The sequence below is a fragment of the Corallococcus sp. AB018 genome, assembly GCF_003986945.1.
In the GTDB taxonomy this organism is placed as follows: Bacteria; Myxococcota; Myxococcia; order Myxococcales; family Myxococcaceae; genus Corallococcus; species Corallococcus exiguus.
Window position 1 is genome coordinate 1 of the sequence record NZ_RAWR01000279.1, and the last position, 11,693, is coordinate 11,693.

Below are 11,693 nucleotides of genomic sequence, written 5' to 3' on the forward strand. Positions count from 1 at the left end.
AGCCCGTCCGGGTGGCGGGCATCACGGTGGCGGGAGATGTGGCCACGGGCCGCGAGGCGGGGTTGTCCCGGCTCATGAAGGGCGAGGCCTTCGCCGATGAGGACTGGCGAGCCTTCGCCGATGCCTCGCGCGCGGTGAACGAGGAACTGCTGCGACTGTCGGAGCGGGAGGCCGTGAAGGGAGCGAAGCTCCTCCTCTGGTCCGAGGGCAACGCGGTGGTGCTGGCCTCGGAGCTGGAAGCGCTCATCGCACGGGGGAGCGCGCTGGCTCGCGAGCGGGGCGTGTGGCTCGGCATGTCGGTGGCGAGCATGACGCCCGAGGCGGAGCGGATGCTGCGCAACGAGCTCATCCTGGTGGGACCGGATGGCGCGGTGGCATGGCGCTACGTGAAGTCCCGGCCGGTGCCGGGATGGGAGGCGGAACACTCCATCCCGGGCAGCGCGGAGCCGGCGGTGAGCCAGGCTCCCGGCGTGGGAGTCCTGGGAGGCGCCATCTGCTTCGACGGAGACTTCCCGGCGGTGTTCGCCAGCGCCTCGGAGCGGGGGCTCGAACTGCTCCTGCTGCCGTCGAGCGACTGGAAGGGCATCAGCCCACTGCACACGCGGCAGGCGGTGTTCCGCGCGGTGGAGCAGGGCTTCAGCATGGTTCGGCAGGTGAATCAGGGACTGTCAGTGGCGGTGGACGGCTACGGGCGCGTGTATGGCGAACTGGACCACTTCACGGCGGAGGAGCGCGTGCTGCGCGCGGAGCTGCCGGTGGGCCGGGTGCCCACGCTCTACGCGCGAATCGGAGACTCGGTGGGACTGCTCTCCGGACTGGCCGCGCTGGGCTGGGTGCTCCAGGCCTCCGTCCATGGGCTCATCGCGCGGCGGCGAAGCGCGAACAACGCCGCCGGCATGGGTGACAAGGGTCAGGCTCTGGGCCCATGAGGACGCTTGGGGGCCGCCTCCTCCGTCTTCGGGGGGAGGACGTCCTCCCGCGGAGGCTCGGTCACCTTGCCGCTTCCGCGCTGGCGCTCCTCGACGAGTGCCATCTGCATCTGCTGAAGCGCCGTGAGCCGTGGCTTCGCGGTGCTTCGGGGCTCTTCCTTGAGGGCCCGCTCCAACTCGACGACCGTGCCGAGCTGGTCATAGACATCTGTCTGTCCGTGAAGGAAGGAGTCCGCCCCGAATACGCCCTTGAAGCAGGGGATGACATGTCCCTGTCTTCCGAGCGCAGCCGTCACCTCGCCCATCAGCAGGCGCGCCGCTTCCTCCGTCCGCACGAGGGACTCGGCCTCCACCTCGGAGCCCTGTTCGGCCAGGGCAGTCCCCAGGCGGCTCTTCGTCACGATGCTCTCCACGTCGCGCAGTGTCTTGGAGAGATCCTCCGCCCCCTTGCTGCTCTCCACGAGCAGGAGGTTCAGGTAGAGCGCGCCAATCACAGGCGCTCCCTTCCATACCTGGAGGCCGCCATCCCCGAAGCGGATCTCCCTGCCGGCTCCGTCCTGACGGAAGACGCCCTTCGTCGGCTCCGCGGCCGAGGCAAGGAGCGATGGAGTCCGGCCCGAGAGGTCCCAGGCGAGCCCGACAAGGTAGAGGTCGTCGGACGCCTGTCTCAGCAACGTGAAGTCGAAGGACGGGGTGATGCTCACTCGGCGCAGCCGCACCGAGACCTCCTCGCGAGTCGAACGAAGCCCCATCCGCAATGCGTCATGCGCCGCCTCCACGCCCGATGACGTGATGCGCAGGGGGACCTCGGTGAATGGATCATTCCCGCGGACCACCTGGATGAGCGGCGGCGTCCGCTCCGCACGGCCCGGACGCGCCCTTCGCTTGCCCGGCTTCTCCTCCTCGAAGTCCTCCCGGGTCGCTTCCTCCGGAGGAATGAGGGCGGCATCCAGCAGGGCCCAGCAGTCCGTCGCCAGGGGGCGCTCCCGGTCGAAGAAGGTCCACGGAAGGAAGCCGTAGCCGTCCAGTCCCCATTTGGGGCTCCAGCTGTTCTTGAAGAGCACGTGGGAGTCGCTGTAGCCCACCGCGAGGACGGCGTGACCTCCCTCCACGGCCTCCTGCGGTGCTGGGTACGGGATGATCCCGCTCGTCTTCACCTCCGGCGAGAACATCGAGCTGAAGCAGGTGAAGCCGAAGGCGAACGGCAACCCCGCGTTCAGCGCGCTCTTCAAATGCCCGATCTTCTCTTCCAGGCGGAAGTACTGGATGGCCCGGAAGTTCTGCGCGAAGGCATACTGGAAGGCCTGCGGCTCGCGGTCGAAGTCGCTCTCCTTGTAGGGCCAGTATTCCTCTGGCGGCACGCCGAAGAGGCGCAGCGCGCGAATCGTGCTGCGGATGAAGGCCCCCGTGTCGCCCCGGCCGTCCCACCCCAGAAGCCGCCGGGTCGCCCGGTAGAGGAAGAAGCGCGAGGCCTCCACGTTCTCGCCTGTCATCCGGCGCTGGAAGTACTCATACAGGCCCACCACCGCGTTCGCCGTGCAGGAGCCAATCTGTCCCTGGTCCTCGACCGCGGAGCACCACTTGCGCAGGTCCACCCGCAGCGGGCCCACCGACGTAGCGCCCGCCGCCGCCCCCACCGCACCCTTTGGTGACAGCCGGGGCATGACCGCGGACAGGGAGCGCTTCACCTCCGGCGCCCGCACCGTCAGGTCGCGGGGATCGAGCGGATCCGGCAACCAGCCCAGTCTTGGAATCTTGTAGCTCATGGGGTCCCTCCAATGGTCCAAGCTCAAACCTGGAGCGCCCGCGTTCCGAGGCAAGGCCCCCATCGTCGATCTCGAAATCCACTCAGGCCTTGCCGACCCTCTCTTCCCTGCGTCGGGGTGGGACGCGCTCGGTGTGCATCGTCGTGATCGGTCCGTCCCGGCCCGCCGCCGAATACACGGCGACCACGTCAAGTTCGGTGCCCTCGGTTTCAATCACAACAAACCCCTTGAGGAAGCGGGCATCGACCCCGGAGATTTTGAAGATGTCCGAGCAGTCGATCTCCAGCGCTTCATCCGGGCCGAGGCCGGCACTGACGAACTCGGAGACAGGACCGGGCTTCAAGCCAGGCATCCCAATGGCAACCTTCACGCGAAAGCCAATCTCCTTCAGCGCCGCCGTGTCCCCGCCCTTGAAGCCACTCAACCCAAGGGTGATTCCACCGGCGGAGTATTCTCCATGGTTGCCGTGCCCCGAGGCATCGACTGCCGTCATCGCTCCAGGTGCCTCTCCCAGGCGCCAGTAGCCAATCGGTCCATCCGCCAGGACCGCGGCGGCGTAGCGTTCAAGTGCCATGTCATCTACACGTGGTCATCAACGGCCAGCGCGCTCCTGGGTCAAAACTAAGAAGCCCGTTTCGCGTCGCCAGCCCCATGAGTTGGGCACTCCTGCTGGCGCACCCAGGCAGAGGCACGGTCAACCCGCTGCTGTCCGCCGTGGGGGGAATGGCGAGCAAGCTTTGGGAGTCCTGCCTGTACACATGCCTGCCGGACCGAGAGCGCACGCTGCGCACCGGCGTCACCGTGTTGACCACCGCCGCGTTGGCGCTGCTGACGTGCTAGCGCGGGCCGTAGACGGGCAGGTCCGCTCTCGCCTCGAATGCACCCAGGTCCGGCGCCGGGCCGGTGAAGCCCTCGTTGATGTTCGGCAGGGCCTGGCCCGCGTTCGCCGCGGCCGAATCCGCCCGGATGCGCAGGTCCGGCTTCGCGTAGAGCGTCAGCGGGGCGGCGGGATACGCCACCGGGGTCGCGAACGCCGTGAGGTCCACCTGCACGGCATGCTGTTCGCTCGTTCCGGTCCGCAGGGTCTGGAGGCTGGTGAACGGGGTGGCGCCCAGGCGGCCCGTGACAGTGTCCGTGGTGGAACCCACACCGTCGTAGTCGAGGCTCGAACTGGCGACCTCCAGGTCGGGCACGTGCAACACCCGGCCGGTGCCACTGCTGTAGCCATTGAACGTGCCGCCGGTCCCTCCCAGGAAGAGGTTGTTGCGCGCGTAGAGGTGCGCCACCGGGCGGCCCGCGTAGATGCCGAACGCATCTCCGTGCTTGACCACCGTGTTGTGCAGGAGCACGTCACCGGTGCTGCCCCGGTAGAGTTTGAAGGCCACGTGCACCGCGTTGTAGATGGCATTGCGGACGAAGTACGTGGGCCCGCCCAACCCCGGCTGCGACGACACCGCGATGAAGTTGTTCGTCAGCCGGTTGCGGACGATGCGGCAGTTGTGGACGCAGAAGTCCGCCTCGATGCCGTCATCCGCGTTGCCGGTCAGGTCGTTGTTCAGGATGTCGATGCTGAACTGATCCACGGCCTCTTCGTCCTCCATGAGGGAGATGTCGTCCCGGAACCCCGTCACGCGGTTGTGCAGGATGGCGTGCCCCGGGCCGTTGACGGCGATGCCTTCACCCAGGTTGTCTCCACTGGCGCCGAGCGACGCCTCCGCCCACTGCGTCAGGCCCGTCACCACGTTGTCCGCGATGTATGCGTTCTCCGCGCGGGTGAAGGTCACGATGCCGTCGCCTCCATGGGCGCTGCTGGCGTTGATGGCGCAACGCTGGATGACGATGTGCTTCGAGCCGTTGAAGCGGATGCGGCCGTTGACGGTGAGTCCTTCCAGGTGGACGTGGGACTGGGCGAAGAGGTTGATGGCGCCGTTGATCACCACCCCGGCCGTCCCCCGGAGCACGATGGGCTTTCCTTCCGTTCCGCTCCGGGACCAATCAAAGCCAGCGTAGGTTCCCGCGCCCAACTGGAGGACGTCCCCCGGCTGCGCGCTCGCGGCGACGCTGGCGAACGTGCCGGGTGTCACTGCCTTGACGGGGGCGCCTGCCATGGGGACCGGCACCGGGCGGGTGGTGGCGGTCGTGGTGCGCATGGTCGACCCGCCATCGGGGTCCGTGAGGGTGAGCTCCACCTCGTAGGTCGTCCCCGGCTGGAGGTCGAACACGCTGCCAGAATGGCGGCCCGTCCAGCTGAAGCCCTCGTTGCTGCCCGCGGCCACGCGGCGCAGCGGCAGCGCTTCGCGCCAGGCGCTGGTGCCCGAGGCCCGGTAGCGGACCGTCACGACGCCATTGGCATTGGCATCTCCGCTGAACGCCCACTCCACGGTCAGGTGGTGCAGCGTCGGAAAGGGCAGACTTGTCGCGCCGGCCACCGTGGCGTTGTCCCCGAGGCTTCCTCCATCGCCGCTGCTTCCCGCATCACCGCTGCCGCCGCCGTCGAAAACGAGTCCCCCATCCACGGGGTCGCCTCCATCCGGTGTCCCATCGGAACAAGCGGCCAACGTCAGCAATCCAAGAACACAGGCCCAGCGACAGGATGAAGGGGTCATGGGTTTCCTTTCGCCAACCTTGGTCCGACGCGGTCCCTGAGGGCAATGAACCTTTGCACCGCGAAACAGCGGGGTAGAGGATTGCCCGTAGGCCGATGACGCCGGGAAACCATGGCGAGCGAGCACGAACGGGGAGCGAAAGTGAAGGTCCTGAGGCTCGCGGTCCTGCTGGCATTGGCCGCGTGCAGTGAGAAGTCCGTACCCCCGCCGCCTGGGCCCACCGCGACGGCGGTGGTTTCGCCGCCGGCTGCCGAGGACGCAGGGGACTCCGCGCCGCCGGTCGCGGTCCTTCCGCCCGCTGCCTTCCAAGCGCATCCCGCGCAGGTCTACACCGGGCCGCTCGCGACGCCTGACCTGACCGGAGGCGACGCGGGGGTGAAGATGTACCGCACCCGCCTCCGTCAGGCGGCCGCCAAAGGGGTGAAGTTTGGCGGCCGATACGCGGTGATGATCAGCGGCTGTGGCACCGAGTGCATCTTCGGATTCGCGATCGACGCGAAGACCGGCCACGTCATGCCCCTGCCGGCCAGTGGCGAGGACTACCGGCAGCTCCAATTGGCATTCCGCCCGGACAGCCAATGGATGCGAGCCATCTGGATGGGCAGCTCTGAAAGCGGGACCGAGGCCTGCGTCCTGCGGGACTTCGTCCTCGACAAGGGCACGTTCCGTCCGGTCAAGGATGAGGTCCTTCCCGGGGCCTGCCCCGAACTGGGCGTCGGGACGGGCGAAGCCATGGGCCCGCGCTGAGCGCGAACGCCGCAAGGGCACGGGCTCATGGGAGTGTCTAGAGTTCGGCGCAGTTGAATTGAATGGGCTGCTTCACCAGCGCCTGACGGATGCCACTGTAGACGGCCCCGCTCGACGCCAGGCCGATGTGCTCCACGAAGATTGCCGGGCACTGCTCCTGGACGACCACGTTGCACTTGAGCGCCTGTCCTTGCGCGTTCGTGCGGTCGCAGTTGTCCATGCGCCCGTTGGTTAGCCCGTCCGTGAAGACATCGAACTGCTTCAGGTTGTTGATGTTCGTGTAGGCGATGCCGTCGTCCGGGACCCGCTGGTTGATCTCTTCCAGGAAGGGGCCCGCGCGCAGTTGGGTGCAGATGGGGCTGTCCGTGGGCTTGCTGGTGCACCCCACCAGCAGCGCGGCCAGCAGCGGGTCCACGTGGGTGCCCTTGTGGGGCGAGCCCAGGCTGATGAGGTTGTCCACCAGTCGCCAGCCGAAGTCATGCACGTAGGTCCGGGCCGTGATGCCGCCCTGGCTGTGCCCGATGAGGTTGACCTTCTCCGCGCCGGTCTTCAGCAGCACCTCCGAAACGCGATTCTTGAGGACCTGCGCGCCCTCGCGGATGTCGATGAGTCCGCCCCCGGGTAGCTCGAAAATCTCCACGTAGTAGCCGTCCGCCCGGAGCCGCCCGGCCAGGATCCAGTACAGGATCTCACTCGCCACCGTGCCGCCCACGATGATGACCGGGTTCTTCCGCGTCGCGGGAACGACGACCGGTGGCGGCAGGGGAGTGGTGGTGAGGTTGCAGCTCACGACGCTGGCCTTCGCGGTTCCGGGGTTGGAGATGAGCGGAGGATCCGCGGCGAGGCAGGCCCACGAGCCATCCGCCTGCGGCCCCTGCTGCACCATGAACTCCGCATGGACAGAGCCATTGCCCGCGAAGGACAGCTCGCAGCCGCCTCCCAACGTCCGGCCCGTCCCCTTCGCGAACGATTTCGGATAGGCCCCCGTGCCCTGCGCGCCCTGCGTCACCGTGCACTGGAGGTTGGGCTTCGGCGTGACGGCCGTCGGGCCCACGCGGCATGCGACGAGCGAGGCCTCCACCGTGGCGTCCTGCCCGTGGTTCGGCGGATCCGCCGCCTGGCAATACCAGCCCTGACCGCCGGGCGTGGGCCGGGAGATGACCACGTTCTCCGCGTGCACGGAGCCATTGCCGAAGTGGGACGTGTCACAGCCGCCGGAGACCACCACGTACCCGTCGGTGACGAGGTTGGGGGTGAGGCTCACCTCGACGGTGGGGTTGCGGAGCAGGCCCGTCTTCTTCGTGAGCGTCGTGCACTGGAGCGGCAGCGGGGTGCCCCCTGCGTCGGTGGCCCGGCAGTACGTGACGGACGCCTTCGCCCAGGCCGGGTTGGAGACGAACGCGGGGTCCGCGCCCTTGCACCGCCAGCCGGAAGTCCCGTCCGGTGCGTTCTGCACCATCACCGCGGCGTGCACGGACTCCAAGCCGAAGCGCGACACCTCACACCCGCCGCCCACCCGGACGTAGCCCGCGGCCAGCTTGTCGGCGGGCACCATGGCCACGACCTTCGGGTTGGGCGTCAGGCCCGCGGCGGGAAAGCGCTCCTGTGAGGTCTGGCAGTCGAGCGTCTGCGCGGCGGCCGTTGAGCCCATCAAGAGGAGCGCGGCGCAGAACCCCACGTGCACGTTCGGGGCGCTCACTTCGCGACCTCGCGCAGGGTGATTTCGTAGACGACCGTCGCGTTCGGAGGAACCTTGCCGGGCAGCCCCTGCGCGCCGTAGGCCAGCTGCGGCGGGAGCGCGAAGCGATACGTGCTGCCAATCGTCATGAGCTGGAGGGCTTCCTTCCAACCCGCGATGCCATCGCTGACGCCCACGACCGCCGGCTTCCCCTGCGCGGCGGAGCTGTCGAACTCCGTGCCCGTCCCGCCGACCACGGTGCCCTTGTAGTCAATCACCACGCGGTTCGCGGGGCCGGGCTTCGGGCCGGTGGTGGCGGTCAGCGCCTGGTACTGGAGCCCGCTCGCGGTGGTGACCACGCCCTTCTGGGCCTTGTTCGTCGCCAGGAAGGACTGGCCCGCCGCACCGTACTTCGCCGAATCCGCCGCGCGCTTCGCCGTGCGGTTCTGGAGCATCGTGCCCTGCGCCCGCGTCCGCGCCTGGGTGAGCTCCGGTCCGCTCAGCAACGAGGGCTTCCCCTCCAGGTTGTCCCGGATGCCCTGCACCAACGTATTGATGTCCAGGTCCGCGTCGGTGCGCTTGATGGACTCCGCGACGTCCTGGCCCAGTGCGTAGCTGTCCCGCTCCTTGTCGGTGCCCAACGGCGCCGCGGCATGCGCGGTCGCGGTGAAGAAGAAGAGGAAGGCAAGGTGCTTCATGGGGTGGAACTCCTGGCGGATGGAGACGGGAGGCGAGCCCCGCTGAATCCAAGGCACGTGCCAGCCACTCTCCCCTCTGGAGCCATGAAACGAGGACGCCCCCTGACACGTCAGGAGCCGCGCTGAACACGTCAGGGAGATGCTTTGAGGCGCAAGCCAAGACCTCAATGCCTCGCCGCTGTCGGGCTCCTCACGGACCCTGCTTCCGGGGCCTCTTGAACAGTCCTTCAATCCCCTTGCGCGCCTGGTTCACCGGGTTGCTGCCCACCTTGGGCAACAGACCCTTGGCGATGTTGAGCGGGCTTCCTGGCGTCACTTCGGGATCTTCCAGCGTGCCTGTGATGGTCAGGGGGATGGATACGGGGCTCCCAATGGGAGTCGCGCCGTGGGTGAGGGTGGAGACGAACGACGCGGACGCATCGAGCGTGCCCTTGAGCTCCAGGCGCGCATCCAGCCCCACCCTGCCATCCAACCTCCCGCTGCCAATGCTCGACTGGAAGGCCACGGGCTTCGTGAAGGTGAGCCATCCGTCCTGGACCCGGAACGAGGCGCTCAGGTCCTTCAACTCGGTGCCCTGGGCTGTCTTCGAGCCGGCTCCCCTCGCGCCCGTCTGGCCCGACCCCGTCAGGAGCGGCGTCACCTTCTCCTCGAGGTTCGCCGTCGTGAGGGCGCCATCCCCAAGCTGCACGGTCCCGCTGCCGGTGAGGGTGTTTCGTATCTGGTTCCAGTCCGTGCCCGTGCCGGTGAGCTGAAAGTCGCCACTGGCCCTGCCTCGCAGCGCCTGGGAACCCGCTAGGGATTGGAAGGCCTGCGCGGTGTCCATTCCGGTGAGCACCGCCTTCAGGGACCACTCCGGCTGTTTCTTCGTGAGGTCCACCTGGGACCCACGCAGGTCCATGCGCCCGTCATAGACGGTCGCGCTCCCTCGCTGCACGCTCAGCACGCCTTCATCCAGCTTCGCCCGCGCGTCCACGTTCGTCGCCACGTGCGCGCCATGGTGCAGCTTCGCGAGCTTGAGCGTGCCGCTCACATCGACCTTGCTCAGCTTCTTGCGCACCGAAGCCGGCAGCGCGGGGGATGCGGTTTCATCCCCGGGTTGTTGTGGCAGCGCCCCCAACACATGCTTGAGGTCCAGCTCCTGCCCCTGCATCGCGAACCGCACGCGAGTGGGTGCCACCGAAGCCGAGGCGGTCCCCGCGAGGTCGATGCCCGGCCCATTGATCGCGAGCTTCGTGAAATCGACCCTGGCGGCTTTCACCCGGGCCGGGTCGATGCGTGATGCGAAGGCGAACGAACCACTCGCCGGTTCACCACGAAGCTTCAGTGCCTTCGCCGCGCCCTGGCCCGTGAGCACGTACGCGCCCGCGTTCGTCTTCACATCCGCGCTGACGTCCACCTGCCCCCCGGTGAAGTAACCCATTGCCGTCGGGGGCAGGAAGTTCCGGAACGCGTTCACGGACAGGTCCTTGCCGCGCAGGTGCATCGTCACCTGGGGCCAGGGCTGGCCGGGCTGGGGCTTCCCGGTGGGGAAGGGGGCGACCTTGAAGTCCACCGACACGTTCCGAGCTGGCGCGGCGATGGCTGCCTTCAAGGAGCCCTTGAGTGTCAGTTCGGGCCCAAGGCCCTTCAAGTCCAGGTCGATGTCCCGCATCGCGACCGCGGCGGTGCCACCGGCCGACTGGGCATCGGTCACGTTCACGACCCCGTTTCGAATCCGGAGCGCCTCGACGCTCGTCTCTCGCGCTGCCCCCGGCGGGGGACTGCCGGTCCCAGGCTGCTGGCTCCCCAGCTTCTCGTAGTTCCAGGTCCCGTCCCTGCGTCTCACCAGATTCAACCGGGTGTCATCGAGCGTCAACGCCCCCATGCGCACGTCCTTGCCCAGACTCCGGATCAATGGCCAGAGCTGGACGGTGGCCGTCGCGTGACGGGCTTCGAGGAAGGGCGGTTCATCGCCTTCACCCTCGACCCGCAGGTTCGTGACCGAGGCTCCAGGCCTGGGCACCCAGTGGGCCTCGACCTTCTCGACGCTCACGGGGCGGCCAAGGGACCGGGTGGCGATGCCCTCGAGCTGCTCACGGAGCTGCCCGACGATCCAACCTGGATTCAGCGCCAGCGCACCGGCCCCCAGCACCAGCACGGCGGCCAGGGCTCCGAGCACCCACATCAAGGCGCGGCGGACGGGGAGGGCGGTTCTCTTCTGCATACCTTGGAAAGATGGGGATGCCTCGTGCGGATGACCTCCCGCGAAGCCATCCTTCCAGGTCAGCACCCCCTGGAGTGACGGTGGGGCTGACCAGCCTGGAGCATGAGGCGGCCCGTTCTGGGACAACAGGACGGGTCGAGGCTGCCGCTTTCGAAGGACGCGCACTCCGCTCCCGGCCAGGGCTCCCGCGGAAGCGGTTGCACGAAAAGCACGACCGTTCTATGAAGAGGTCATGCGCAAGGGCGAGCTCACCCATCAGACCATCCTGGAGACGGCCGTCCGGCTGGCGAGCCGGGTGGGGCTGCAGGGGCTGAGCATCGGGGGGCTGGCGGAGGAGCTGGGCCTCTCCAAGAGTGGCCTGTTCGCGCACTTCAAGTCCAAGACGGAGCTGCAGGTCCAGGTCCTGGAGGCCGCCACCGTCGTCTTCACCGAGCGCGTCATCCGCCCGGCGTTGGGCAAGGCCCGCGGTGAGCCCCGGGTGCGGGCGCTCTTCGACGGCTGGCTCACGTGGGACCGGGACAAGGTGCTCGAGGGCGGCTGCATCTTCGTGGCGGCGGCGGCGGAGCTGGACGACGCGCCCGGGCCCGCGCGGGACACGCTGGTGCAGGGGCAGCGGGACTGGCTGGACTGCCTGGCCCAGGCCGCGCGCATCGCCGTGGCGGAAGGGCACTTCCACAAGGCGCTGGACGTGGAGCAGTTCGCCCATGATCAGTACGCGGCGATGCTGGGCTTCCACCACGCGCAGCGCTTGATGCGGGACCCCCAGGCCGAGGCGCGAGCCCGCCGGGCCTTCGAAGCGCTCGTCACCGCCGCGCGCACCCCGACTTCCTGACCCTGTCGTCGCAGTGTCCTTCGAGGAGGACCTCATCATGGCGGAAAATAGCACGAACGTTCGGACGAAAGTGGCGCTGTGGGGTGTGAGGGCGGCGGCGCGGAGTCTGGGGGCGGTGGCGCCCGGGGTGGCGGCGGCGTGGTCGGAGCGGCTGTTCCTGACGCCCCAGCGGCCGCGGCGCTCGCGCACGGCGGAGGCGGTGCTGGCGCGGGGGCAGCCCCGGGTGTTGAGGGT

At 68.3% G+C, this 11,693-nt stretch carries 10 protein-coding genes and 1 pseudogene; 5 read left to right on the top strand and 6 right to left on the bottom strand.

Annotated features, from left to right (window positions below; genetic code table 11):
• A partial coding sequence (locus D7Y11_RS38170) for a nitrilase-related carbon-nitrogen hydrolase (RefSeq protein ID WP_306770487.1) occupies positions 1-929 on the top strand: 929 nt, incomplete at its 5' end.
• On the opposite strand, the gene D7Y11_RS38175 is transcribed toward D7Y11_RS38170, so the two are convergent.
• A complete protein-coding gene (locus D7Y11_RS38175; RefSeq protein WP_126936135.1) occupies positions 911-2,695 on the bottom strand; it encodes a C1 family peptidase in 1,785 nt (594 codons plus the stop codon). The two genes, D7Y11_RS38170 and D7Y11_RS38175, sit on opposite strands and share 19 nt — an antisense overlap.
• Before the next feature lie 82 nt (positions 2,696-2,777).
• The gene (locus D7Y11_RS38180) at positions 2,778-3,269 is read right to left on the bottom strand and encodes a hypothetical protein (RefSeq protein ID WP_126936136.1); all 492 of its coding nucleotides are present in this window, start codon (positions 3,267-3,269) and stop codon (positions 2,778-2,780) included.
• Positions 3,270-3,346: 77 nt separating this feature from the next.
• Between D7Y11_RS38180 and D7Y11_RS38185 the strand changes: the two genes are divergently transcribed.
• Positions 3,347-3,535, top strand: coding sequence for a hypothetical protein (locus D7Y11_RS38185; protein WP_126936137.1), 189 nt, complete (start codon positions 3,347-3,349; stop codon positions 3,533-3,535).
• Here D7Y11_RS38185 and D7Y11_RS38190 read toward each other — a convergent pair.
• Positions 3,532-5,211 carry a right-handed parallel beta-helix repeat-containing protein gene (locus D7Y11_RS38190; protein ID WP_126936138.1) on the bottom strand — a complete coding sequence of 560 codons (1,680 nt, stop codon included), beginning with the start codon at positions 5,209-5,211 and terminating at the stop codon, positions 3,532-3,534. The two genes, D7Y11_RS38185 and D7Y11_RS38190, sit on opposite strands and share 4 nt — an antisense overlap.
• Before the next feature lie 201 nt (positions 5,212-5,412).
• On the opposite strand from D7Y11_RS38190, the gene D7Y11_RS38195 reads away from it, so the two are divergent.
• Positions 5,413-6,048 (top strand): hypothetical protein, encoded by a 636-nt coding sequence (locus D7Y11_RS38195; protein ID WP_121755742.1) that lies wholly within the window; start codon positions 5,413-5,415, stop codon positions 6,046-6,048.
• A 37-nt stretch (positions 6,049-6,085) separates the two neighbouring features.
• On the opposite strand, the gene D7Y11_RS38200 is transcribed toward D7Y11_RS38195, so the two are convergent.
• The 3 genes from D7Y11_RS38200 to D7Y11_RS38210 all read right to left on the bottom strand — a co-directional run bounded on the left by D7Y11_RS38200 (position 6,086) and on the right by D7Y11_RS38210 (position 10,627).
• Positions 6,086-7,747 carry an alpha/beta fold hydrolase gene (locus D7Y11_RS38200; protein WP_121755743.1) on the bottom strand — a complete coding sequence of 554 codons (1,662 nt, stop codon included), beginning with the start codon at positions 7,745-7,747 and terminating at the stop codon, positions 6,086-6,088.
• A complete protein-coding gene (locus D7Y11_RS38205) occupies positions 7,744-8,424 on the bottom strand; it encodes an FKBP-type peptidyl-prolyl cis-trans isomerase N-terminal domain-containing protein (protein WP_121755744.1) in 681 nt (226 codons plus the stop codon). Before D7Y11_RS38205 ends, D7Y11_RS38200 begins: the two co-directional genes overlap by 4 nt.
• Positions 8,425-8,614: 190 nt before the next feature.
• Positions 8,615-10,627, bottom strand: a complete 2,013-nt coding sequence (locus D7Y11_RS38210) for an AsmA-like C-terminal region-containing protein (RefSeq protein ID WP_233607532.1) — start codon at positions 10,625-10,627, stop codon at positions 8,615-8,617.
• A gap of 232 nt (positions 10,628-10,859) precedes the next feature.
• Between D7Y11_RS38210 and D7Y11_RS38215 the strand changes: the two genes are divergently transcribed.
• A complete protein-coding gene (locus tag D7Y11_RS38215) occupies positions 10,860-11,459 on the top strand; it encodes a TetR/AcrR family transcriptional regulator (protein WP_121763008.1) in 600 nt (199 codons plus the stop codon).
• A 37-nt stretch (positions 11,460-11,496) separates the two neighbouring features.
• A pseudogene (locus D7Y11_RS38220) lies at positions 11,497-11,693 on the top strand (alpha/beta hydrolase); the annotation flags it as partial.